Raw genomic sequence first — 25,429 nt, forward strand, 5'->3', positions numbered from 1 at the left:
CAGTGGGCAAAGTATCAGGACCGCATCGATGCTTCCCGTCTGGTGTTCATCGACGAGACATGGACCAAAACCAACATGGCCCCGCTCAGGGGATGTTCGCGGTCGGAGACGACTGGCAGTCGATCTATCGTTTTGCTGGATCGGACATCACCATCTTCACGCAGTTCGAAGCGAATTTTGGTACCAGCTGGCAGGGGCGCCTCGAGCAGACTTATCGCTGCAACCAGCTCATTGCCGAAACGGCCGCAAAGTTCGTCCAGCGCAATCCCGATCAGATCAAAAAGTCGGTCCGCTCGACACGACCGGCTATCTCGAGGTCGATCCGTGTCATTCCCATCGATGAACGTGGCAAGCTTGACTTCGGGGTGGCTTGTCGGCGCCTGCTCGAACGGCTTGACGCCGCTCTAGGCGGCATCGCCACTCTGTGGCGCAACGAAGCGCGCGACAAGCTGAAGGTCCTGGTGCTGTGGCGCTATAACACCCTGGATCCGTTCGAAGGAAAACCGCCATCCTTTGCCAACATCGAAGTATCCGGGCTGTCGTTTCACCGGGCTAAAGGGCTCGAGGCCGACTACACAGTTCTGCTCGACGTGAGCGAGGGCAACTATGGCGTACCAAGCCGCATCGAGGATGATGAGCTGCTCAATCTGGTCATCCCCCGCCCCGAGACCTTCGCCTACGCGGAGGAGCGACGCCTTTTCTACGTGGCGCTGACGGGTGCCAGCCGAGGCGTCTATATGATCTCCAATCGCCGTCAACCATCCCGCTATATCCGCGAGCTTTGCGAGATCGCCAGCGACGAAGTCCGCTTCGAGACGATCGATGGCACCGCCCTAAGCCAGTGCCCAGCTTGCCTAGTCGGCCAATTGGTTGAACGCCGTGATAATAACGGAGGCGTATTTCGTGCATGTAATCAGTTCCCGGACTGTAAACAGGTGGAACCGGTGGCTGCCGACCGCCGGATCCTGTCCCGTTCACCGCACTCTTTGTAGGCCGAAGGCTTCCTACTACTGTTACGCCGGAACTGTGCTGCCGAGGGCGATTGGATTCGTTTTCGCTATCCTGCAGTCATGAACGAGGAATTTATCCGGCATTGCTCAAAATTGCGATATACCACAGATGTGTGAAGCGAGCTTTGACCACCCCCAGTACCAGGAGCGAATACTTGAGCGATCAAGACGAAGCCGTGACGGCCGATCTGATCGGGCTGACAGCAGACATCGTCTCTGCCTATGTCAGCCAGTAGTGACTGAACGCGACCGTACGCGGGACCGGGTCCGCCTGGGGTGGGAGGCAGCCGTCGCTCTTGTAGCGGGCGGCGAATACATTCGCCGGTACCGAGGTTCAAACACAAGGTTTGTTTCCGATTAGTTCGATCAGCCCGCCATTGGCTCAGCCGCCACGCTATCGCAGTTTTCCCAAGCCCGCTTGCTTTGGTCGCTCTTTTCGCGGTGTGCCTTGATGTAGGCTCCATAGTCAGCCCATGTTTGCCTCAAGGCGTCTCCTCGCATTTGCTGAATAAGCTCAAGCGAGAACAGATTCGTTTTCCCGCCGAGGCACACATAATCATAGAGGTTTAGTAGGCGATAGACCTGAGTCTGGACGGCATAGTGATCTTTATGGTCAATATAATTTGGCTCGAAACGTTGCGTTCCTGCGACCTTATTAAGATCATCCAGACGTATCTTTTCCGCAACAATTTCTGAGGCCTTGCTATCAAGATCGTTCATTACATCCAATGTTCTTGTACTTTTTGCATCGACATAGAGGACAATTGGAATGGCGAGCGCCGCAGCAGCGGTTATTACCGCGGCGCTAACATTGATTAAAGTGAGGATGCGGTCAAATTTGGTATTCATCAATACCTCCATCTTTCAACAGCATCGGCTCGAAGTATCCCCCGGCCGATCAGATTATCAACATAGGCGCACTCCGCTTTCGACCAACTCAGGAGCGGCCCAGAAGCTTCGATCCTTTGATGACGCTTGCCGGCGCCGAGTGGCTTTCGCGGCCGGCGCGTCGACGCAAAAGCGTCAAATCATGGAGACAAATTTTTTTGTTACTGCGTCAAAACCTTTTGTCGTTGGATGTAACTCATTGGCCCACCAAGTCTTATAAGTTGCGCCCGTCGAAAGCGTGTTCCGCAAATCCAGAAACTTAACGTGTCCAAAGGGAGGCCTACCGGCGAGACCGGCGAGCATCGTGTCGAAGCGGTCAATAAGCTCAATACAGATTTGCTTTCGCTTGCTCATCTCCGCGTAGCCCTTGCGGCGAAAGCCAGGCTCAAGCCAAGGACCTGGAAACAGACCCCCGCCCCAGAAGCCCCTGCCGTCAGGTACGGGATAGTCATAACCGTGAATCACGACGGGAACGGGATGACCAAGATACGATTTGCAGATCAGAGTTATAGCAGCAAGGATAGTGGCGTAGGCTTCACGCACGCGCTGATCAATAACGCCCGTAACGATCGATTCGTTAAGGCCGGCGATGCCTGATGCAGCGTGGTTGAGCAGAATAGCAAACTCGTCCCCCGCCACGTCGTTGCCACCTCCTGACAGAAGGATCGCACGTGGTTCAACGCCCGTACGAAGAACCTTTTCGACTCGGCGTGAGAAGGCGTCGAGTTGTCCGTCCGAATAAGCCATGTCCTCAATTGTGTCGCCGCGGTGAGCCGCCGACTCCACATCGAACCCGTAACTGTCCTCAAGATCGCTCAGGACATCGTGAAACGGATAGTCGAACCAGGAATCCCCCTCAGCAATCAGGACACCCATGCTAGCATGCGTCACGGGAGCCTTGGCGAGCACCCGTTTTGCGGTCGGGTCGATCTTCAACTTTGCATTTGCCAGCACGCGCTGTCGTTTTTCAATCGCTTCAGCGCGACGTTTGAGTGCTGCTGCAGCAAGTGCCTTTCCAACTACAATCGCCTTGGAAAAATTTTGTTTCTTCGCCATCGATGTCCTCCATTGAGCCCGCAGTCTCTATTTCGATCAATTCTCAAAGATGGTTACTGCTTTAGATAGTCCTGGATATTCCATTTCTCGGGCGGCAACTTGATCAGGCCGCCGTCGAGACCAACCGCTGGACCACAGCTGCTCGTCGCGCCACAAGGGTTGATAGGACCGGCTGCGCCGCCACCGCCGCAGGGGGTCCCTGCGATATCGCTGACGCCGGGCGGACAGGAATACTTATCATAAATGGGTGTTGGCTCACGATGCTCGGCGTAGAAGTCGACAATGCCGGTATCGGGCTTGAAGATGGGCGTTTCTTGCGCGCGAGATTGCGACGTTGAGACCGTCATCATGATGCAGCAGGCTGAGAGTGTAGAAGCAATCAAGCAATGTCGATTCATGTCAGACTCCCCCTTGTGCGCAGGCCGTCGTGATCCGCCCGGGATTTTTGTTGGCCTTGGCGATGAATTCTTCGATCTCTCGATTCCTCTCCCGCATGTCAGCAATGCATTTTGCGGTGACAAATCCCTGATCGGTCTCGATCATGATCTCGACATCCATGAAATCGCGCTTAGCTGATCTTACCGCACCGAGAAACTCTCCCCATGTCAGGATCCCGTCAGCCGTGTGAAGAATTTCGTGATGAACGACAGCGCCCGACGGGACCGAGTAGGGAACAGCATCCCCCAGTATCCCAAGCCATTTGCCGAAGTTCTCTTCGTCCATTTGAACGAAGTCCCGCCAAGGAAAAACGTACGGCTTTTCCTCAAGAGAGAAGCGGATTTGTGTTTTTTCGATCGTGCTGACAAGACTTGGCTGAACAGCATTGCGCGCGGTCACCGGCATCATCACGGCGAGCGGAGCCGCCGCGCGATCTGCATCGCTCGCTGTCGCCGCAACGATGGTGCGAAAGTCCACGATCTTGATAGGATCGATCGAAACGATACCGGGAGGCGGGGGAGACAGTGCGGGTATTGTGCCGGGAGAAAAGAAATAGGTGATGACGAATGCGGCAAGCCCGCCTCCCGCACGCAAGGTTAGCCCGGCCACAGTTCCTGATACCCCGAGAAATCCGGGGACGGTGCCGGCGACTACGCCGATGCCGAGCGATATGATGATACGCACCAACTGATAGAGCTCTGGCGTTGCGAATTCCTTGTCGCGCACGACCAGATACATGACAAAGCCGATAATGGCGATGCCGACGAAAAGGCCAATCCGTCGTTCCGTCCTGTCCATAGTTTCCCCCGGGGTTGTTGTTTACGCAAACGCGCGCGCGCGGCACTTCAGCAGAAAATCCCGCCAGACACTGGGCACGGTCAGGCCTCCCTGGCCGGACAGGCCGAGTTCGTCCAGGACACTGGCAACGGCGGGCTTGGTCGCACTGCCATAGACCCCGTCGACGCCATCGTCTTCGGGCCCCGTTTTGCCGATCTCGCGACCGAATACGTATTTCAGCGCGGATTGAAGGAAGAACGTCTGCGCGTTCGACGCCGTCCTGAACGAGAACGAGAAATTGAAGTCGACGTGAAAATGGTCCTTGTGACTCGGATAGTGATAGCTGAGGATTTGGAAGAAATGCAGGAATAGGTGCGCATTGATGCCAATATAGAGCTTCCTGTCGTCCGGATACCGATCCATCATGAAACGGTCGTCGCCCCAGTAGAATCCGTCCAGGTCGAAGGCCAATCCCTGACCGTGTGCGTTCATGCCATCGCCGATCGTTCCGGCGGTCAGAATAATGCTGGGCCTACCGCGGCCCCAAACCTCGAACAATTCCGCCAAGCAAGTGTTCAGCGTATCCTTGAGTTTGTGGCGGCATGAAAAGCTCCGCGGATCTCCCTTGCTTCCATAAGGGAAACTCGGAAGGCGATCGTAGTGGACTGGAACGCCGGCAAGGCTGTCGAATGATGTCTCTGCGGCAGGCATGAGATAACTCCTTCTTCTGCACAAAATCGCTTGGTCGTCACGACGGTCGGGGACTTGGCAAGCGGCGACCGGAGGCGGTCGGTGGCGCCGAACCAGTGTCGTGCCCGCTCAGACCGGCTGCTGGCTGCCCATGTCGTAGACAAGGTTCTTGAGGATCGGTCTCCTCTTCATTCCGTCATGCACGTTCTGGGCGCGGTCGCCAGGCCCGTATCCCGAAAGGCGGATTGCCTCGATCGGATCAGGTTTGAGCAGCGCATTCAGCACCATGGGAAGATGGGATTCGCTCAGATGTGGCGCGGCGACGGCTACGGAAAGCAGATCGCATTTCATCCCGTCAACGCCGTTCGGATATTTCGCCCGCACTGCTGGCGTCGCCAACATCTTTTGATGCAGCCTCATCAGCGATGATTTGACGTTGTCGATCGAGCCGCCGACCTGCATGGCGCGCATCGCCGTTGACGTCATCGTCCAGATCAGCCATCGCGCCGCCGCATGAAGCTCTTCCGGGTCGGGCTTGAGATTCGTGTGATAGCGATCCGGATTGAAGAAGCCCATCAGGTCGCCATGGTAGTAGCTGGCGCTGTAGCCGCCATCCGCCGGCGGTACCTTGTTCTCCAGCGAGCGGTAGGCCGCGCCCTTGACGAAGCAGAGCTTGCCATTGACCACATCAAGCTCCGGGAACCACTGCTTGGCCTCGCTGTGGAGATCGACGAACAATCTGCGGAAGAAAGGCAAGAAATCGTCGCCTGTATGTGCCGCCAGCTGGATGAAGCCGAACGTCATCGCCGCCCTGTCCCAGGCGTTGATCACCGTAAAGCAGGCGTTGGATTCCGCCCAGCCCGTCGGGTAGATAAGCTCAGGCCATTTCCCGAACTCGGTCCAGGCGGCCGGGTCGTAGGCGATCCGCGGCTGGTCGCCGGTTGTCCGCGCCAGGCCGCGGGTCTTGCCTTCCGGATAGCCGCTATATTCGAAGAAGCGTCCCAGGAAGACCGGAGAGGTGCTGGCGTCGTATAGCACATCCCACCGGCTCGCACCCGGCTGCTTGCGCACCAGCCAGCCGGCGAGCGGCTTGTAACCGGTGTCGAGCGCGATCTTGAGATTGGGATCGGGCGAAAGGCTCGTCGCCGGCATCGCCGGCTCGTCCTCCGTGCCGTTGCTTATGATGGGGTCGCCGTTCCCGTCCGGGATCCCGCCGGGCGAAGGCTGCAGCGCCGCGTCCAGTTCGGCGCCGCTCTTCGGCCAGGCTATGCCGAGCGCCTCCGCGGTGGCGGGGCCGCCGATCAGGTCGGTTCCGTTCTTGCCGAATACGTCGAGCTGGAACTGCCGCAGCGCCTTGGCCGTGTGCCCGCCAAACAGGCCGTCCGGGGTAGCCGAACCAATGTTGTAGCCCTTGGCGAGAAGGCCGGTCTGCAGGCGCTCGGCCAATAGTCCACGTGAACCGAAGCGCACTGTCGGCGCACGTTTGGCGTAGCCGAGTTCGGCGGTCCGCAACGCCTCGTTTTCTTCGAAGACGGCAAGCGCGAAATGAAACTGGTCGAGGCGATAGGCGTTGTTGAGGAACTTCTTCCACGGACCGAGTTCGGTGGTGATCGCCGTCGCGCCGCTGTCGCCTTCCTTGCCGGCAACGACGACGCAGCCGTAGGAGGAATAGTAACTCGCCGTCTCGTTGATCTGCCGCGAACAATGCAGATTGTCGTACACTACTTCGAATTCGAGCCGGTCATCCCCCTCATAGTCCGTGTCGTCGCTTGTCCGCCATACGGGCAGCTTGCTTTCGTTGCGGAACGCCAGGTGCCGGTCGGAGCCGTGATTGCCCTTGAAGTAGCGATGATCCGGCATTCCGGGCACTTTTCCGAAGAAACCGGACGCAAGGCGGTTCACGCCATTGCCGTTGTCGGAAAGCTGCGCCGCAACGGCGGTCACATGCGGCACGGAACTGCCGACGAACACGGCGAGCTTGCCGGTGCCGGTCTGCCATTGACCTACTGTACATCGCATGTGGCGGTAGTCGATCGGCGTCATCAGGAGTTCGTGGGCGTTGCGAAAATCGGAACCGCCGAATTCAATGGGCTGCGCGCCCCGCAAGGCAAAGAAGACCAGTTCGTTCTCCGGCACGACGAAGGAACCGAGTTTAAACATGTCCCGCAAAACGTCGTCGCTTATCGAGAATTTCATCTCCCGTCCCTCGGCTTGGTTCGGTCGCCGCGATCGGCCCCGGGGCGCCTTCTGACCGCAGGCGAACCCGGCGCATGCAGGCCGACCGCTTCCGGCTATTTGCCGATAGTGAACTCGAGCGCCCCACCGATCGAGACACAGTCGAACAAGGCGAGCGTGCGATAGACATTTTCGGTTTCTTCCAACACAAGGAACGTTTCGGCGCTGCCGGTGGCTGCGACGGCGGGAAGCACGCCCAACAGCTTGACGATGCCGTCCCCCTGCTTTCCGCTCCAAAGCCGAGGGTTCCTCTTCGGCCAAAGGTTCTGGTCGCGTTGCGACATCGCCAATATCAGGGAAACCCGACGTTACTGATTTGCCAGATACACGACGGTCTTCGCATTCCACTAGCAACATCACTCTCTCCTGCTATTCAGTGTTTTTCCGAAGCTGCGAGTAGCCTGGCGAGTTGACTTCTGCGCAGAACGCCAGGAGAGCCGCGCAAACCTCCTTGATGGTTGTCTCGCGCCCGCTGTCATCGGGCTGGAACTCGTAGCCGCACTCCATCGTAAAGCCGAGCACCTTGGGCAGCCCAGGCCTGGCGAGGTGACGACTGTAGGCATAGTCATCACTTGCGCCTGATGTCGCATAGAGTTCGAATGCGGGGCCAACGCTGTAATCATCCCCTGCCACGAGGGTGATCGCATCTTTCATCGCTCGTGCCAGACTCCGCACGACATTGAGATCGACCTCGGTGATGAACTCTCCGTAGGAATCGTCGGGATTGCCACGGATCCCGTCGAACGCCGGGTTCAGAAAATTCTGCTCAGGAGCCGTGGTCTGGTTGGAATCAAGGCCCCACGAGTGAAACACCGCCGGTATGGCGCTATGGACGTCGACAAACCAGCCGATGCCAGGCATGCTATCGAGCAGCCACACGATGTTGCGCGTCTCGGATTCCGATGCGGCAGCAGGACCGACGTAGAGATATTTGTGGCATGGATCGTCGGACGCGCTCACGCCGCCGGGTGCGAAATGCAGCCGAAAGTCCCAGGCGACGTCGAAGTTCCGATTGATATCGACGCCGTGGCAGACGCCACCTTGCTGATTGACCATTGGCCTGCGGTTCTTGCGCCAATCCCCGTCGACGTTCTGGCTGAACACGCGCCCGTCAGGGTTGGCACAAGGCAGGACCACGATCTGGATTCGATCGACGATCGAGGCAATCGTCGACTTGTCGAAGTAGGAGGAACCGTATCGCAGCCCGGTGCCTGAGCTGTAGGCTTCCAGAAGATCGGCAGCAAGAGAGATCAAAGCGTCCGGCGGCACCCACTCCCGGGCGTGGACGCCGCCCACGAAGACAGCGGTCCGCTGATCTGGACCACGCGTCTTTCCGATGGCGAGTGCTCCAACGCGCCGTGATTCCACGGTGAGCTTGGGAAGCGGTATTTGCGTAGTCAGCGTCGGATACTTCTCAGAGAGAATCTGAACCGCGCTAACGATCTCGTCATAGTTGAGGTAGGCCATGTCCTACTCCTTCCTTCCGGGTCCGCGCGGCAGTTCGCCGCTCAGAAAGCGGTTGCCTGACGAGACGAGTCCGAGGCGAGAACTTGCGTCGGGGACGGCCTCGAGGACTTCGATCGAGATGCCCGTCGCCGCACGCGCGACGAGGCGTGCGATCTGCGCTTCGTCGGCGATCCCGATCGTGCTCGTGTGATCGCCCTCTCGGCGGGCAACAGGGCGGCAGCCGAGATCGACTTCGCTCTCCGCCAGGAACTGGCGGAGAGCAGCCTTGCTCTCCGCCGATATCTTGAGCTTCCGTTGCATGGCGGTCGTCACTTGTTGGCGGCTATGGTCTGATCGACCCAGTCCTTGACGGTCGACACGCGCGTGTAGACGCCGTAGAGGTCCGGCTGGGCGCAGCCCCAACCCCAGCTGACGATGCCGACCAACTCAGCGGCGCTCCCCATCCGCGCAGCAGGTCCGCCGCTGTCACCCTGGCAGGAATCCTTGCCGCCCGCCGCCTTCCCCAGGCAGATCATGTTCTCCGAGATCGCGCCGCCGTAGCTGGTGGGGGCATTGCAGGTGTCGTTCGACACGACGGGGACATCAACGCGGAGCAACTGGTTAGAACTACTCCCACCTTGGCTGGTTGCGCCCCAACCCGATACGCGTATCTGGAAATCGACGGGCAGCTCGGTCGCGACCGTCGCGAGCGCGATCGGCTGGCCAACCGCTAGCGGCTCCTTCAACTTGATGAGGGCCGCATCAAAATCCATCTCTTGTGCCGTCTGTCCCCATTTTGGATGGATGAAGATCGCCGTGGAGTCGACCCGGACCCCTCCTGAGGTCTTGAAGACTGTGCCAGCCAATACGTCCACATTTGCGGCATCCTTATTGACCAGGCTGTTGTCGACGCAATGTGCGGCGGTAAGGATCCACTGCGGTGCTACGATCGAGCCCCCGCAGAACTGGAAAGGTGCAACAGGTTTTCCCTGGAGAAGCGCGACCTGCCACGGCAGCTCGCTGATGTCGTCGACCTTGACACCGCCAACGATGAAGTCCTGGAATTGGGATGCGGCGGGAGACGCGCTCATGATCAGGGTTGACGCGACTACTGCTGCGCTCTTTGCTATAAGGTAGTGTTTCATTGCATATTCTCCTGTTTTGCAGCTGGACTTACTTCATTTATTTTGTATTCGTAAGTTGAGGTAAATATACTCACCTCAACTAGTTAGGACTTGTGTACGGGCAGCAGCGACCGCCGCCGCGGCGTTCACGCAGCCGAAGCCGAAATGGATGGAATGCCCAGTCGGGTCGTAAGCCTCCGGAGGGCCGATTCGACGAGCTGTTCGCTGAAGGATCGCCCGCAGTTGGTCGGCGCTGAGCGCAGGTGCGGCGGACAGGACCAGCGCGCATACGCCCGAGACCAGCGCGCAGGCGCTCGATGTCCCGCCGAACTGCCGGTAATAGTCGCCCGGCCCGTAGCCGCGGTATCTCACAACACCGTTGGCGTCCGCGTAGCTCCCGGTCACGTCGCTGGTGATGATGGCCCACCCGCCACCGCCGCTGGATGGCGCGCAGACTGCGATTTCAGCGCCGAAGTTCGAGTTGTCGTCCCTTTGATCAAGGCTGGTCGATGACGCGACAGCTATCACAAGCGGGTGTGTCGCAAGTCCGTTGTGATGGAATTGGTCGTTAATGCTGGTGTTGGAGTTTCCAGCGGCGAACAGAACTAGGGTGCCCAACCCCCCACGGCCTTGCTTGGCGCAGAATGTGATCGCGTTGAACAAACGATCCCCAAGCGCATACTTCGCCGCCCTTGGCCCCCAGCTGCAATTGACGACCCACGCCCCACTCATCGCCATGTATTCAAACATCTTGGCGAGCGGTTCCGGCTCGACGTCCACTCCCATGCGAACTGGCATGATGCGTGCGTTGGGTGCCACCCCGATCATGTCGCCGGCGCCCGACATGCCTGCGGCGACGCCCGCGCAGGCCGTGCCGTGCCAATCGTCATTGCCGTTGACCGGAACGCCGGGGGTCACATCGGGCGAGTTAGTGACGAAGTTCCAAGGCAGCACCGCCTTGTCCCGAAGGTCGGGGTGCGCAAGGTCGAAACCGTCATCGATGATCCCAATAATGACGTTGCGGGCACCGAGACCTCCCAACGCTGCCCACGCATCAACGACGCGCGCGTCGGCGCCGGCCTTGTATCCCAACGTATTGCCTCCGTGCTTGCCGATGTTTCGTAAGTGCCAGAGTTCGCCGAGCAGCTGGTCTCCCGGCAGCAGGAATTGGGCAGGTTGCATGGGCGTCGCGAGGTCTGGCTCTGCAACGGCAACCGCGGGCTCGGCCTGAAGCTTTACGCAGAGCTCGACCGGATCGGTCGGCGCACGGACTGTGAAGTAGCCATCGCGTTCGGCCTTCAAGACCGTCAGGGAATGACGCCGCAGGACGCCATCGGCGTCTTCCTGGGCGACGCCTTCGGCGAAGGATAAGTAGATCGTGCCCATCGGCACGAAAGGAACCAGGTCATCGGACGTGTGATAGACTGCGGTTTGCCGGTCCATCGACATCATGCGGCCGAGATCCTCACGCGCCGACTTGTGTCTCGCTGGCGACGAGGGAAGTTCTACGATGTCAAACCCTGCGACCCTGCCGCGAAGTGCGCCTCTGCCACGCGCTTCGAGCGACCGCACCTCGTTTTCGAAGGACATCGTTCTGCCGGCCCGCGGCCTGAGCGCGACCAATTCGTCGCTTCTGGTCAGGATGACCTTCGACTGTCCAAGCTTGATCTCGATATCACTCATTCTGAAATGTCCTGGAATGCGGGCCGCCCATGGGGATCACCTCGTTAGACTTGCACGGGCGGCCGCAACTGCTGCGGCAGCATCAACGCAACCGAATCCGAAGTAGATTGAGTGGCCGTTCGGCCCGTATGCTTGGCCGCCGATCCGTCGCGCGGTGAGCTGCAGGATCGAGCGCAACTCGGCGGCGCCAAGCCGCGGCGCCGCCGAAAGGACCAGAGCGCAAACGCCCGCCAGCAGGGCGCAGGAACTGGACGTGCCCCCGAAACATTCGTGATAGTCGCCGCTGCTGTAGCCGCGTGGCCTGACGGTTCCTGCGGCATCGGTCCAGCTGCCGGTCACGTCACTGGTCACGATTGTCCAGCCGCCGCCACCGCTCGAGGGCGCACACAGGCAAATTTCGGAGCCGTAATTCGAGGTATCGGACCTCTGGTCGAGGCTGGTCGACGATGACACCGCGATGACGTCGGGATGCGTGGCAAGCCCGTTGAAATGGATTTCGTCATTTATGCTGGTGTTCCGGTTCCCGGCGGCGAAGAGTACGGGCGTTCCAAGCCCGCCCCGACCTTCCCTAACGCAGCGCGATATGGCGTCGAAGACGCGCTGGCCGATGGGGTAGCGGGCTGCCTTTGGCCCCCAGCTGCAATTGACGACCCACGCCCCATTGTCCCTCATGTAGTCGAAAATCCGCGCCAGCCCCTCGGAATCGATGTCAGAACCCATGCGCACGGGCATGATGCGCGCATGGGGAGCAGCGCCCACGATATCTCCTGCGTCGACCCTGCCGGCGGCGACGCCGGCGCACGCCGTGCCGTGCCAGTCGCGATTGCCGGCGGCCGGCTCACTGGGCCCAACGTTGGGCGAATTTCGTCCGAAATCCCACGCCAGCACGGCCTTGCCCAGCAAGTCCGGGTGCGAGAGGTCGAAACCGTCGTCAACGATGCCTATGACCACACTATCGGAGCCGAGGCTGCCGAGGGCATACCAGGCTTGCACGACACGCGCGTCGGCACCGGCTTTCAAGCCGCTGGTTTGTCCGTCATGCTTGCCGATATTGTTGAGATGCCAGTGCCGGCCGAAGAGCCGGTCTTCGGGAAGCAGAATGTTGGCGGGCTGTCTCGGCGTGACGAGGTCGGGTTCGGCAATGCCCACAACCGGATTCGACTGCAGGGCAAAACACGCTTCGACGGGGTCTGCCCGCGTGCCGACGGTGATGAAACCGTCACGTTCCGCCTTGAGCACGACAAGTGAGTGTTCTTGGAGGACGCGATCGAGGCTTGCCTGATCGGCTCCTTCCTTGAAGGACATGTAAATGGTGCCGGTCGGCACGAAAGGAACGTTGTCATCCGAGGTGTGATAGACCGCGATCTGCCTCTGCATCGACATCATGCGGCCGAGATCTTCATGCGCTGCCTGCCGCCTAGTCGGCGCGCTGGGAAGTTCAATGATGTCGTAGCCGCCAACCGTGCCACGCCGGACGCCGCGGCCGCGCAGCTCGATCGAATTCACCTCGGCCTCGAAGGATCTTGAACGCCCCGGCTCAGGCTTGAGCGCGACGAGCACATCGCTTCGCGAGAGTGTTGCCGTCAATCCACCGAGCTTGAGGTCGATATGCGTGACCATGTGTGCCCCTTGAAGAAATCGGGACGGGCCCGCCGCCCGCCCCGATCAAGCGCGGTGCAACCGCTGGGAGAACGCTCGTTGCACGACCGTTTGAACGGCTGGCGGGCACCATTTACCCACCAGCGTTACACCGGCGTTACACTGCGGACTCCTCACGCGGCGAGTAATCCGAAGTGCTATTGATATTTCCGCAAATCCGGCAGAAGCTTCATCTGAGCTGGGGTTATTTTGGGTATGAGCAACGCTGTATCGATAAGGTTACTTGGAAATCCTGCGATCGAAGAAGGCGTAAAGGATCGGACATTTCCGTCGCGCGGCTTTTGCCTAATTGCCCTGCTTGCATTAAATCCCACCCGGACAATTACCCGCGCCCAGGCCGCATCCCAGCTCTGGGATAGTCATGATACGCATGCCAATATGGGCAACATGCGCCAACTGATACTGCGCATGTCGAAGGCATTGCCCTCTTTGTGGTCGATATTGTTTGTCGACGACAAGATGTTGAGGATCACCGATCCGTCTCGCATCGATGTGTGCCGCTTCCTCGAGTTCGATGCGTTTGCTGGAGAGAATTCGCTGTGGCAACTCATGGAAACGTACCGGGGCGATCTGCTGCAGGGCATTGAGGTGCCGGCGCATGAGGACCCCTTTACCGTGTCACGCACCTATCTGCGTGAGCGCTATTTCGGCTTCGCCCACAGCGCGCTGAAAGAGCTGACGCGGTATGGGCATGCGGACGCATCCTCGATCCAAGCCCTCGAGCGACATGCTCTCGGAATCGACAATGGCCGAGAGGAGACCTATAGGTCCCTCATCGCGGCCTACGGCGCACTTGGCCGGGCCGATGAGTCCCGACGCGTCTTTGCTCTTCTCACCGACGTGCTTCGTCTGGATGGGGCCAACGGACCGAGACCGGACACGCGCGCCCTGCTTGCGCGCGCTACGGCGAGATCGATCGATCTCGGGTCGACTGCTGTCGGCCCCGACCGACATACAACTCCGTGCCGGCCACGCGTTGCGCTGCTGGCGCCGAACTGGCTCTCGCCATCCGGCGAGGAGAACCTCCAGCGTGCCTTTGTGGAAGACGCGGCGAACGAGCTCGCGCGACACAAGAGCCTCGTAACGTTGGCGTCGCACAGCTCGTTCCAGGCAAGCAGCGACGGAGGTGTTCTCGACAAAGGCTCACCGCTGCGCGCCGACTACGCCGTGAGCACATTCGTACGCTCGCGGACTGGGGGCAACGAAATCACCGTGCGCGTGGTCGAAAGCAGCTCGGGCTCGATCGTTTGGGCGGGCGACTATCCGCTGTCGCCAGACTTCATCGCCAGCTCGAACCGGGCGCTTGTCGGCCGGGTAGCATCCGAGCTGTCGAGTGCGATCGAGCGGCACAGCTTGGCTTCGCCGGATCGTACTGGCAACCCTTCTGCATATCTCATGTTCCTGAAGGGGCAGGATACGCTGAAGACATGCGACCTGCGCAGCGTAAGACGCGCCCGACGCTTCTATGCACAGGCCATTTCGCAAGACGACCGGTTTGCCGACGCCTATTCTGGCGCCTCCAGCTCCCTTTACCTCGAATGGCTGCTGCTCGGTGGCAACGATCCATTGCTGCTGGCAGAAGCACGCGATCTCGCCTGAACGGGCGATCGCCTCTGATCCATTCAACTCGGTCGGCTACTGGCGCCGCGCCATGGTAGCCCTTTATCAGCACGACTTTGATGAGTGCGATGAAAGTTTCATGCTTGCCCGGGATCGCCACCCAAACTCTGCCGACATCCTGCTCGACTACAGCGACGCGATGGGCTTCGTCGGAGACCCGGACGAAGCGTGGACCACGTTCGAGCAGGCAATAGATCTCAATCCGACACCCCCTGACCACTATTGGTGGGCAGGGGCGAGTGTAGCATTCTCGCAGGCAGATTATCTTAAAGCGATCGGTCTTTGCGGTCGCCTCAGCAACGACGAGCCGGTGCTGCGCTTGCTGGCAGCAAGCCACGGGCATCTAGGCAATCTGTCGGAGGCGAGCGGATATGCGCGCCGTCTCCAGGAAATCTACCCCGGAGAGACAGCAAACAGCATGACGCGGCTGCAACCGCACCGCTCGCCAGCCGACATGCAGCCTTTCATCGAGGGGTTGCGCATTGCGGGAATCAAATAGGAGGGAAACATGCCCAACAAGCCATCTCGTGCATTCATCATTGGAGACAAAGATCACGGCCTGACCATCGTAATCACCGATCCGGTCATGGTCGTCCACTATTCGATGGACGATCTGAACAACGTCGCCATCAACCAGATGGCGGGCAAGGAACCTATTGCTGCGATGGGCGCCGTGGTGCAGGAACTTCTCCCATTTCTGCGCGGCGTCGACCTTGACTTGCTGAAGCAACGCGAAGTCGAGATGAAAAGCCCGCCCCATGGACAATTCGAACTTCCCTACGAGACGAAACTGCTCGAGGAGCTCAACAACGCGGCTGCGATCGGCCGCATCATCCGCAACAACGGAACGGTCTGCGATGTCGACTTCTGCGTAGCGCTGGACGTCGATCCCGGGGACATCGTCGCCAAAGGGAGGAATACAGGTCCGGCAATCGACATTCAGGGCTATCTCGCCACACACCAGGGCTCTGCTACCGTGCCTGCCGGTCCCCAGACCTTTGTCATCAGCAACCTGCCTGTAGACAACCTCGACCCCCTCGATCCGTGGGTCGACAAGGTGTGAGGAAATGCTCTCCTCACATTCTGACGTCGAGCAGGCGTTTCGCCGGGTTCAGGCGTTTCGCGGCGAGATGGCGGCGGACCTGGAGCCGGCCTCGCGTTGGCTCACGCGAGGCGATCTGGAGCCCGTCCTCGGCAGCTTCGGTATCACCCGGGTCGCAGACCTCACGGATCTCGACCTGATCGGTATTCCCGTCTGCGCGGCGGTAAGACCGGCATCGCGCTCACTGTCAGTTTCTGCGGGCAAAGGCATGACATATGAGGCCGCCTGGACCTCGGCCGTCATGGAGAGTTGCGAGCAAGCGTTGGCCGAGGACGCGCGCACTCTTACAGCCGTCGTGGACAGCCCACGCGGGCTCGCTCGCCGCAGACTTCGTAGCGTGCCACTTGATCGACAGTCGAGATGCGCGGCCAGGCATTTGCCGCAGGACCAGGACCTTGCCTGGGTGAGAGGCCTGTCCTGGATGACCGGGGAACCTGTCTATGCCCCTTATGAGTTGGTCGGCATGGACATGGTCACGCTCGCGCCGTGGAACACGCGGGCGTTCCGGATGTCTTCCGTCGGTCTGGCTTCGGGTGGCGATATTGCAGGAGCATTCACACACGCGCTTCGCGAGATCGTCGAGGACGATGCGATGTTCGGCGCGCTACTCCCCGGTGCCGGGCGGCAAGCCGTTTGTGTCGAGTTCAACGCGGGTCAGGATCATGAGTTGGTTCGCGCAATCTCGCTCCTCGCGGCAGCAGGGGTTGAAGCGCGCTTCAGCGTGGCTGGCGACAACGATGGGTTGCCGGTGGTCATGGCCGCCCTGGTGCCAGAGGAAGATTACTCGCGCGGGCGGTCGTACTTCAGTGGCTCCGGCTGCCGATCTGGCTTGGAGCAGGCGGCGCTCGCTGCTCTGCTTGAAGCCGTTCAATGCAGAGCCCTATTCATCTCCGGTGCCAGGGACGATCTGTTCGAGGATGAATATGGCGGAGTGCTGACGAGCAGCACCGAAAGGTTGTTCGGCAGCTACCGGCTTCTGCCGCAAAGCATCGGCCTGAACCGCCACCAGGATCTGACTTTGAAAGATACCATCGGCAGCGTCATGGAAGGCGTCCGCGACATCTATGTCTTCCCGCTCGGCGGAGGCAGGTTTGGGATCGAAGCGGTCCGCGTGCTTGCCGACGATTTGGTCAGCATGCACCAACCCGAATCCTATGCACATTCCGGGCGCGCGGCGCGGAAGCTGCTGCGTCAATGGAGCCTCACATGAGGCCTCTGATCTTCGTCGGTCCGAGCCTTTACCGCGGTGGTGTGCAAGGTGGGCAGGCGTTTGACATTGCGCCACCGGCCCGGTGCGGCGATGTCATGCGCGCGGTGCTCGAGGGGCGCAAGGTCATCGGGTTGATCGACGGCATATTCGAATCCGGACCTGCAGTATGGCACAAGGAAATTCTGTTCGCGCTTGACGCCGGCTGCCGCCTGCTCGGTGCGGCGAGCATGGGTGCCCTCCGAGCAGCTGAATGCTGGCAGTTCGGGATGATCGGCATCGGCCACGTCTTCGAGGACTATAGGACAGGCCGCCGCAGTGCTGATGCCGACGTCGCCTTGGTTCACGGGCCGGCAGAGATTGGCTATCTGCCGCTGACGGTTCCGCTCGTCGATGTGGCCGACGTTCTGCAGCGAATGCTTGCAGCGAGCGTGCTTGACACTTCGCTCGCCAGTGCCATCACGGCTGTGGCCGGCAAGACCCATTTCAAGTCGCGGACGTGGAAACAGGTGCTGGCCGGCGCAGGCATGCAGAGAGAGTTTCAGGAGGCCACGCTACGGTGGATCGCCGCCAGTGGACCGGCGGTGAAAACCCGCGACGCCCTTTTGCTGATCAACAGGATCGGGGAAACGTCGTCGTACAACCCCGCTGCGGGACCTTTCCCTCACACGCCGTTTTCGGCCCGGCTGCTCGAGCTCGTGAGAAACTAAATGCTGGGGCATTGGAGGATCATCGCAGCTTCAGGGGCGTTGCTGATCGCCGCTTACGTCTCGACCTTGTTGATGGCGGGCGATGAGGGATCAGGAAACCTGCCTCCACTGGCCATATCGTGTGATCTGGTCGCCGCCTATGGCGGAATTTTCGAAGTGCCCTCAGGAGTAGAGATCAACGTCACCGACCAGAATCGTGGGGAACTGCTGGAACGGGTTCGCGGTTGCGTCGAAAGTCTGCTCGTTGAGGAAGCGTCTGGTCGATACAGGCAGACGGTCGATACGCTCAATGGGCCAGTCGTTTCGGGTGCGGATCGGGTAGAAAGAAGCTTTGTGAAGATCGAACTTGCAGCGGCTCTCGCGAATACCGATGCAGCCAAACAGCAGCGCAATGTTGCTCGCCGGCTCGTCAGCGGATGGCATGAGGCCAAAGACATTATCGAACGACAAGGAGCCGGTCCGGCGCTCAAGGAGAGTGACTGGCCCGCAGTCGGGGAGGCGAAACACCGCGACGATGTTCCAGCATACCAGAAGGCCTGTCGAGATGCGGGAGTACCGGTGCCCGGATCATTCGTGACGGACCCGCGCTGGACCAATAGGGGGGATCTCGACTCCGAAACCCATCAGTATTTCTTCCGCTCGGATTGGCCTGACGCCGAGGTGTGGACCTACAGGGATAATGTCTCCGGCGGTTTCTGCGTGGCGCTCGTCAGGCGCAAACCCGGTTGGCCCGTGCAATATGTCGGCACGATTTGCGCAGACAAGCTGCAAAAGAAAGCATGTTTCTTCGACAACATTGTCTACGAAGGTTCCGCCACGAAGCGCATCAGCTGGGACGATTTCAAGACGCGGGATTTCAGTGAATTGGTGCATCCCAAGGACGGCGAAGATCGTTGCAACGTCTGCCACCTCGGCAATAACCCGTTTATTGTGCACCCGAAGACGCTGCTTGGGCAGACCATCAAGTCAATGTACGCAGAGGACGTGCCGAAGTCGCAAACGTTTGAGTTTGTCGGTCTTGGGAACGAACGTGATCCCTGGTCTAATTTCGGCCCGATCATTCCCCCAGACGCAGGTGGGTGTTTCAAGTGCCACGGCCTGCCCCAAGTGACGACGAACCACAAGTTCTGTAGCAGCATCATCGAGATGGCCGCTAACAGGACCATGCCTCCCGGGCACTGGCCTCCCGAACCAAAGGGGGGGCCATGGTTTTGGCCCGACGCCAACGGCTGCTTTGCAAAAGATTTTGCTGCGTTGGCAGACTACTTTCCAAGTCTGGTGAAACTGAAGTCCGTCTGTTCGGGTAAGGTCGAGAAAATCTGCCCAACCCAGTAGTAGCTGGTGGCGTGATTGTTCCGGAAGGCGCTCGGACCGAGTAAGGCGACGTAGCGTTCGGCCCCAACTCCCAACTCCGGCAGCGGAAACGTTGATCAATGGCCAAGACAAGCCGCGCACGGTGGGTGTCTCGATCCGACGCATGGCAACGCTGCATTCGGAACAGCTTCGGCTACGGCCCGACGCCACTCGTAGCGCTTCGAATGCTCTTCGCCACTTATGGCGCCCCAAATGAAGTGTCGGCTTCCGCGAAAGGTATAGGGGCTCTTCAGGTTAAATTTGGGCCAGGTCGCGGCAATTGCTAGTTCCATGTCGCAACCCTGGTCGCTGCGCGCTACGCGTGGCAACGAAGCGCGAAATGCGGCGAGGCAGAGTGTGAGGAAAGGTGATAGCGCTCTCCCGACTCGAACCCCAGAGGGATTGGGTCGATCAAGCTCTTTCCGCAACGGATTCTGACACGCGAACTTCCTGGATGAGCACACGCAATTCGACTGAAGATGAGAGACAGAAAGTTCGAAAAGCTTCCAGGAAGCCCAGTCGATGGTAATTGTAGAACCGTCTGACTGTCCTCCTAGGGGTCGACAGCGGTCAGTCCGCTTATGGGAACGGATGGCGGAAGGCTGCGGTTCGGCTCTCGACCGCATTGCCGCCGCTCCTGCGCTCCGGTAGGACTGCTTTTAGCACTTAGCGGACTTGTGTCTCGGCTTTCCTGGTAAGCCTGCACCGCGGATGGCCAGTGGATGCCGCAAGCTGCCAATCCGCCTTAATTTCGTAACTCCGACTCAGTGGCTTTCTACAACGTAGTGCTTCCTAATCTCTTTTTCTTCGTAGAGATCATCACTAACCATCGCCACAATGATGGCGGCGACGGCAAAGCACAGATCAACGTCGGCCTTAGCAATCGGCTCTGTTTTCGTGTTGTGAGCGATAGCGTTTCTGAGTTTTTCGCACTTGTCGAAACCGTTCTTAACGTCTCCCCATATCTTCACTTTATCGAGGCCGCCGACAGACGGTGGCATGTTCGCCTTTATGATCGCCTGCAGTTTCTGCATCAGTCGGATGTCAGGTTTGGTCCGCTGATCGTCGGATTGCCCCTTGTTGAGTTTCTCACGCTCCGATTCAACGAAGCTGTCGAGTGCCGAAAAATATGAGAAAAATGCCTGCTTGAGCTTTCCCTCTTCCTCGAACGCGAAACCTTCGGCAATCGCTTCCGCAGCATATCCGATACGACTGCTTTCTCCGGAGTAGGAGGCCACGATGAAATTGAAGCGCACATCCATTCATTTCCATGGAAGTACCAGACAAGCTTCCCCTGACCAGTGCTCGGCACCCAAAGCGGTCTGCCATCTGGAGTTCCAAGGCAAGCTTCCCTGTGCTTTCAGAAGTTGCTTTCGGTAGCTCATATTCGGGATCATCGTGCGGGTCATCGTCAACGAAGTACCCATAGTCGTCCAGTATCAAACTATGGATGAAAATCGCTTCGTCCGAGAGATCGAACTCGTGCCAGACTGGGTAGTCCTTATCGGTTCCCCCGTCGTACGGGATGAAATCGAAGTCGGGAAGGAGTTCAGTGGTCCTATAGACGCGCCTGACCTCGGAGGCCTCCAATTTAAGGCAAACACTGAGCTTGTCCTGGCTCAACGCCTCCGTCAGCTTACTCATGAATTCGACCTCGAATCTTGCAGAGCATTCATATCCAGGTTCTGCAGATCACGTCGTCTGCGTGAGTACAACCATCAATGACTGAAACCCATGGGGGATTTATGACCACTTCCGCCGGCCAAAAACCAAGCTTGATGGACTTTGCTCGCGCAAAAACTTTGTTGGCGGCTCGACTTCGCAAACTCGATGCGACCGGCACGAGTGGATTTGAAGGTCTCATGCGAGACGTCCTGTCAGAAACCACAGGTCAGCTGTTCAGGTTGGCCAAATCAGGCCCGCAGGCAGGATCCGATGTCCGGACGATCGAGCACAATACATTTCGCGTGGGTCTGGAAGCCAAAAGATATGGCGCGAAAACACGGCTTAGCCTTGATCAGATGAAGGCAAAGGTCGTCGACTCCGCTCTTCAAAGCGACCCTGTCGATCTATGGATACTGGCTGCCTCGCGGGAGATCCCGGTCACCGATATCGAAGCGCTCCGAGACATCGGAAACCGCCTGGGAGTAGCTGTGCTGGTCCTCGATTGGCCAAGCCACAAAGACTCGCTTCCCGACTTGGCGGTCCTTTGCCTTGAAGCGCCAGTCGCCATGGCGCGCCACTTTGGGAACGACCGATCTCTGCGGGACGTGGTCAGAGCAATTGGATCCCACCCGGATTTCGCAAAGTCTCGCGAGAGGGTCCGCCAAAGGCTGCTGGACGCCGATATCGGATATGCGGCAGCTGTGAGCGCCATGAAGACCTGGATTGAGGTTGGTTTGTCCAATCCCATGAACGCGGCATCACGTCTTGGCGGGAGCTTTAACAATCTGCATGACCCTGCCGTGAGGAAAGTCTTACGGCCATCGCTGAACGAACAGCTCGACAAATGGCTCATCAGCGGTCGACCTGCGGTTCTGCTCGGCGATGAAGGCATGGGGAAAACCTGGTCCTTCTTGTCCTGGTGGGCAGCGAATTCCGCAGACGGCCGTAATCTGCCTCTGTCGGTTTTCGTCTCGGCCAATGACGTCCGGGACGACAACGCCGAGGAGCTGCTGGCCAAGGTTCTAGCCAGACGGCTCGGCCATGGCGATGCGACGTTCTGGCTACGCAGAGTTGGGCTCTGGCAGCGCGCCGATTTCGCCGGTCAGCAGTTCATTCTGGTCGTCGATGGACTGAACCAGAATTGGCGAAAACGCGATTGGTCGGATTTCCTGCAACCGCTCTACGACGAGCGCTGGAAAGGTCGCTTTGCCGTTCTGACCAGCTGCTGGCCAGACCATTGGGCCGATCTGCACAGGCTGGCGCCGTTGGCTCCCCGTCCGGATGAAATTCGTGTTGGTCCCTTCAGCAACGACGAGCTGAAAGCGCTGTTGAAGTTGCACGCGGTGGAGGGTGAGGCGTTTGGAGATCGGATGCTGGATCTTATGAAGGTGCCGCGTCTCTCCCAGTTGGCTATCGAACGGCGTGAGGCCCTCGCGCCAACAGGCGACATAACGCCCGAGCGGCTCGCATACGAAGATTGGAAGCACAGGGTAGGCCGGCGCGGAGCAGCACTGGCGATTTCCGATGAGGAATTCCGAGATTTCATCCGCGATCTCGGCAGCGGCGTGAAGGTTTCGCTTGATGACGCAATGTTCACCCGCGTTGATCTGGTTACGAAACTGGGCCGGGAGAGCGGCAAGGGCCAGGACGACCTTCGCGAAACCGTGGCGGAGCTGATCGCCGGGCGTTGGCTGGAAGCAGGTGACGGTCCTCATCGGTTTAAACTCCGCAAGGAGCTTACGCCTTTCGTGCTCGGCCTAATATTGGCGGCTGAACTGAGAGGCCTGGGCGATGAAGGCGAGGCCGCTGCCATCATCGCCACGTTCGTAGATCCCTACAAGGGGCAACGGCTCGGCGTTTCGATCCTGCGAGCGACAGCAACAATCGCGCTCCTGGACGGGCTTGTCGGCCGGCCTGCTCGGCGTGCCATCGTTCAGCGGTGGGTAGCCGAACAAAACTTCTCTCAGGTGGACTATGATGCTTTCTGGCGTTTGATCGGCCTGGATTTTGAACTTTTTTGCCAGATTGCTGAGGAGACCTGGCTCGCCCGGTCCGGCAACAGATCGATGGATGAAATCCTTATCAAGGGACTGGCACGAGCCCATTCCTTCGCAGAGATCGCGCCACGCCTCGTCAGGCAGGTGACGATCTGGCTGGGATGGCTCTGGGCAGACCCAGACGACGGACGCTTCCTTGGTAAGATTGATCCGAACTCCGAGCGATCGGTCACAAATCGCAAGCGAACTCATGACAACCTGAAACGATGGAATGACTCGCCGATATCGTCGACCTGCCCGACCGTTGAACTGGTGGCCACGGGCGACGTGAGTTGGCTCGCTCACCGGGTGTTCGGGATTCTTTCGTTCCTGCCGCTGCAGGCATTCACTGACGCGTTCCTGGCCTGGGCAATCAGCCGGGCAATCATGGCCACCGCCAATCATTTCGAGGAGCTGGCCTGGGTCTTGCGCCTGGGCGGCGGCAAATCTGGCGATTTTCATGCCGCGCTGCTGAAAGCCGTGGACGAACTGACCGCAACAGGTGATGACATTGCGCTAACTGGCGGGCAATGGCTTCTGGAGGCTCTTGGAGACGCTGTCGCGGGTACGCACCTGGCTGCGTTAGTAAAGGACAAATCACCTACAGTATTTGCAGACCGCGCGGATACCCAAAGTCCGCTTGATCCGAACGCATGCGTAGCGAACCATGATGCCAAGTTCGCAGGCGACCAGCTTTGGCTGCTCGGGCGCCAGTCGAGTGATGACGACAATCGTTTTGAGCGCCTAAAAGCTATGTTGGCCCGCACAGACCCAAATCTCCTGCAACAAATCGTTCGCTTGGCGGCCCTGAGCGCCCCAGGGCGAAACGAACTCGAATTGCAACGTCTTGTGGCCGAGGCGAACCGACTTTCGCTACTGTATAGACAGGAGGAGAGACTTCTAATCGCCGATGCCATCAAGGATTTGATCGACGCCTCGGCCATCGCCAAGGACGATGATCTTCCTTGGTGGCGAGCACGCGAGCTGGAATTGCGTCTTTGGGACCTCGAACCGGAACAACTGCTGGATAGAGTGCTCGACGATTGTCTGAAGCTGCCGATCCTCGCCAGGATCGAGAAGGTGCTGCTGCGTTGTGGACAATCAGCCATACGATCGCGCCTTTCCAGATTCCCGCTAACCGGTCCTCGCGATGACGTGCTCAGCGGGCTTCTGCTCCTGGGCGCCATAGCTGATGAAGAGGCTCTGGATGGTTGGTCAGATTTGGCGCCACTTGTCAGCAGCGTGGACGCAGAAATACGCGGCGCCGCTTTCGAACTGGCACCAGAGACACGCGACACTCAGGTGCTGCAGGCGATCGCCGATAGCGGATGGAAAGCTGCGGAAGCGAAGAACCTCAAAGACCGCTGCCGGGGATCATTGGCGTTGCTGGCTGCAAGCGAGATTCTGCAACGCCCGGAACTGATGGATGAGGCGGATCCCGAAATCTGGGCCGTCATGCTTCAACGAAATCCTGAAGACCCGGTCGCGCAGCAAAAATATCATGACTTCGTTCGCGGTGCCTTCGATAGGCTGGATCAAAAGGGAGGCTCCTGGTCCTACCCGAGATATTGGGCAAACCACGACCTGCCGATGACCATCTTGATTGCGAAGCAAGGGGCGAGCCTCGTGGCCTGGTTGAACGCTTGGCTCGACGAGCGTAACCACATTTCGAACGTTGATACGCTCGATGAATTTCCTCTCATTGCCCTGTGTGAGGGACTCATTCGATCCTTGCCCGCGGCTGGCATCCCGTTGTGGCGGAAGTTGAATGACGCAAGGGACCGAGGCATCATAAAGAACCCTCGGATAACCCTGTTGCCAGTTGAGGCGCCAGCATGCGCTGCCGGAGATGAAGGACGCCGGGAGGCTCTTGACCTCTGCACGACTGACAATGTGTTGCTTGACATGGCGAGGGCCGCCATCCAGCACGGCCAATCGAGCTGGCTTGAGGCCACCATCCGAGATGACGAGGCCAGTGGCGATGCGGCCCGGATCGCGCGGGCTTATACGCTCCTGGGTTTCTGCGATCTGACACCCGCATTCGAAAAGATATGGACCGAGTTCGAGGCGAGGAAGCCACGAACAGGCTGGCTGGCCGAGGTTTACGCGACTGGCAGTGATCACTATCGTCGAAACAGATGGGCGCGCGAGTGGTATCGACGCTACCTACACGCCGCTGATCAAGCGACCGCATTTGCCGCCCACGAAGTTCTCGCGAAGACGATCGACGGGCGAGGCAACCTTTGGATCAAGGGTAAGGATATTGAGCTGCTCACGACTCCGGTCGGGCGACACTGGGACACGAACCTGACCGTACTGAACCAAGCCATCAAGAGCAGAAGCGAAACCCTTCAGGATAAGCTTTATGGCGCGAGAATCATGAGGCAGACCCAATCGCCTTGGCTCTGACGGGGATTCGACACCGAGCAAACCTGTTGGCAATGCGAATTCGAAGCGCTTGAACCAGCCGAGTATGTAAGTTGGGTTTCCGCGCAAGCTCGGTGATTAGATACGCAACCTTCTCGGCGGCGTCGCCCGAAACTGCCAGTCCGTTTTCGACCTCTTATCGACCATCATCGATGATCAGCGGCGAAGGCAGCTTCCGGCCAAAGAGCAGTCTGCCAGAATGGCCGGGATGGTGAAGGGTTTCGGGTGCCGGCAGGCGTACGAAAGCCTCTCATGCAGGAACCCGCGGGCCACGAGGTTGGCTATGGGGATTTCGATTTACGG

At 59.2% G+C, this 25,429-nt stretch carries 21 protein-coding genes; 8 read left to right on the forward strand and 13 right to left on the reverse strand.

Annotated features, from left to right (window positions below; genetic code table 11):
* Positions 1-92: 92 nt before the first annotated feature.
* A complete protein-coding gene (locus tag NKI38_RS30465; protein WP_352664200.1) occupies positions 93-992 on the forward strand; it encodes a 3'-5' exonuclease in 900 nt (299 codons plus the stop codon).
* 384 nt (positions 993-1,376) lie between these two features.
* Here NKI38_RS30465 and NKI38_RS30470 read toward each other — a convergent pair whose 3' ends face one another.
* The 12 genes from NKI38_RS30470 to NKI38_RS30525 form a co-directional block, all read right to left on the reverse strand.
* Positions 1,377-1,859: a DUF4760 domain-containing protein gene (locus NKI38_RS30470; RefSeq protein WP_352664202.1), complete on the reverse strand. Its 483-nt coding sequence runs from the start codon at positions 1,857-1,859 to the stop codon at positions 1,377-1,379.
* A 174-nt stretch (positions 1,860-2,033) separates the two neighbouring features.
* Positions 2,034-2,954: an SGNH/GDSL hydrolase family protein gene (locus NKI38_RS30475; RefSeq protein ID WP_352664204.1), complete on the reverse strand. Its 921-nt coding sequence runs from the start codon at positions 2,952-2,954 to the stop codon at positions 2,034-2,036.
* 53 nt (positions 2,955-3,007) lie between these two features.
* Positions 3,008-3,352: a hypothetical protein gene (locus NKI38_RS30480; protein ID WP_352664206.1), complete on the reverse strand. Its 345-nt coding sequence runs from the start codon at positions 3,350-3,352 to the stop codon at positions 3,008-3,010.
* Position 3,353: 1 nt separating this feature from the next.
* Positions 3,354-4,190, reverse strand: coding sequence for a hypothetical protein (locus NKI38_RS30485; protein ID WP_352664209.1), 837 nt, complete (start codon positions 4,188-4,190; stop codon positions 3,354-3,356).
* Positions 4,191-4,211: 21 nt separating this feature from the next.
* Positions 4,212-4,880 (reverse strand): hypothetical protein, encoded by a 669-nt coding sequence (locus tag NKI38_RS30490; protein WP_352664211.1) that lies wholly within the window; start codon positions 4,878-4,880, stop codon positions 4,212-4,214.
* 108 nt (positions 4,881-4,988) lie between these two features.
* Positions 4,989-7,055: a peptidoglycan-binding domain-containing protein gene (locus NKI38_RS30495; RefSeq protein ID WP_352664213.1), complete on the reverse strand. Its 2,067-nt coding sequence runs from the start codon at positions 7,053-7,055 to the stop codon at positions 4,989-4,991.
* A 95-nt stretch (positions 7,056-7,150) separates the two neighbouring features.
* A complete protein-coding gene (locus tag NKI38_RS30500) occupies positions 7,151-7,378 on the reverse strand; it encodes a hypothetical protein (protein ID WP_352664215.1) in 228 nt (75 codons plus the stop codon).
* An 85-nt stretch (positions 7,379-7,463) separates the two neighbouring features.
* The gene (locus NKI38_RS30505; protein WP_352664217.1) at positions 7,464-8,561 is read right to left on the reverse strand and encodes a M14 family metallopeptidase; all 1,098 of its coding nucleotides are present in this window, start codon (positions 8,559-8,561) and stop codon (positions 7,464-7,466) included.
* A gap of 3 nt (positions 8,562-8,564) precedes the next feature.
* Positions 8,565-8,861, reverse strand: a complete 297-nt coding sequence (locus NKI38_RS30510; RefSeq protein ID WP_352664219.1) for a hypothetical protein — start codon at positions 8,859-8,861, stop codon at positions 8,565-8,567.
* Between the two features lie 8 nt (positions 8,862-8,869).
* Positions 8,870-9,685, reverse strand: coding sequence for a serine protease (locus NKI38_RS30515; protein WP_352664221.1), 816 nt, complete (start codon positions 9,683-9,685; stop codon positions 8,870-8,872).
* 75 nt (positions 9,686-9,760) lie between these two features.
* Positions 9,761-11,347, reverse strand: coding sequence for a S8 family serine peptidase (locus NKI38_RS30520; RefSeq protein WP_352664223.1), 1,587 nt, complete (start codon positions 11,345-11,347; stop codon positions 9,761-9,763).
* Positions 11,348-11,383: 36 nt separating this feature from the next.
* On the reverse strand, positions 11,384-12,967 hold the full coding sequence (locus NKI38_RS30525; RefSeq protein ID WP_352664225.1) for a S8 family serine peptidase: 1,584 nt from the start codon (positions 12,965-12,967) through the stop codon (positions 11,384-11,386).
* A gap of 234 nt (positions 12,968-13,201) precedes the next feature.
* Between NKI38_RS30525 and NKI38_RS30530 the strand changes: the two genes are divergently transcribed.
* Genes NKI38_RS30530 through NKI38_RS30555 form a run of 6 tightly spaced genes read left to right on the forward strand, consistent with a single transcriptional unit; the run spans position 13,202 to position 18,980 of the window.
* The gene (locus NKI38_RS30530; protein WP_352664227.1) at positions 13,202-14,605 is read left to right on the forward strand and encodes a BTAD domain-containing putative transcriptional regulator; all 1,404 of its coding nucleotides are present in this window, start codon (positions 13,202-13,204) and stop codon (positions 14,603-14,605) included.
* Entirely contained in the window at positions 14,559-15,125 is a 567-nt protein-coding gene (locus tag NKI38_RS30535) for a tetratricopeptide repeat protein (protein ID WP_352664229.1), read from the forward strand. Before NKI38_RS30530 ends, NKI38_RS30535 begins: the two co-directional genes overlap by 47 nt.
* A gap of 9 nt (positions 15,126-15,134) precedes the next feature.
* Complete coding sequence (locus NKI38_RS30540) at positions 15,135-15,689, forward strand: hypothetical protein (protein WP_352664231.1); 555 nt, start codon at positions 15,135-15,137, stop codon at positions 15,687-15,689.
* 4 nt (positions 15,690-15,693) lie between these two features.
* Positions 15,694-16,938: a YcaO-like family protein gene (locus NKI38_RS30545; RefSeq protein ID WP_352664233.1), complete on the forward strand. Its 1,245-nt coding sequence runs from the start codon at positions 15,694-15,696 to the stop codon at positions 16,936-16,938.
* Complete coding sequence (locus tag NKI38_RS30550) at positions 16,935-17,645, forward strand: TfuA-like protein (protein ID WP_352664235.1); 711 nt, start codon at positions 16,935-16,937, stop codon at positions 17,643-17,645. The genes NKI38_RS30545 and NKI38_RS30550 overlap by 4 nt, the downstream gene beginning before the upstream one ends.
* Positions 17,646-18,980 carry a hypothetical protein gene (locus NKI38_RS30555; RefSeq protein WP_352664237.1) on the forward strand — a complete coding sequence of 445 codons (1,335 nt, stop codon included), beginning with the start codon at positions 17,646-17,648 and terminating at the stop codon, positions 18,978-18,980.
* 782 nt (positions 18,981-19,762) lie between these two features.
* Here NKI38_RS30555 and NKI38_RS30560 read toward each other — a convergent pair.
* A complete protein-coding gene (locus NKI38_RS30560) occupies positions 19,763-20,260 on the reverse strand; it encodes a hypothetical protein (RefSeq protein ID WP_352664239.1) in 498 nt (165 codons plus the stop codon).
* A gap of 483 nt (positions 20,261-20,743) precedes the next feature.
* Between NKI38_RS30560 and NKI38_RS30565 the strand changes: the two genes are divergently transcribed.
* Entirely contained in the window at positions 20,744-25,108 is a 4,365-nt protein-coding gene (locus NKI38_RS30565) for an NACHT domain-containing protein (RefSeq protein WP_352664240.1), read from the forward strand.
* Positions 25,109-25,429: the final 321 nt, after the last annotated feature.

Origin of the sequence: Mesorhizobium sp. M0621 (genome assembly GCF_040320745.1) — a bacterium.
Lineage (GTDB): Bacteria > Pseudomonadota > Alphaproteobacteria > Rhizobiales > Rhizobiaceae > Mesorhizobium.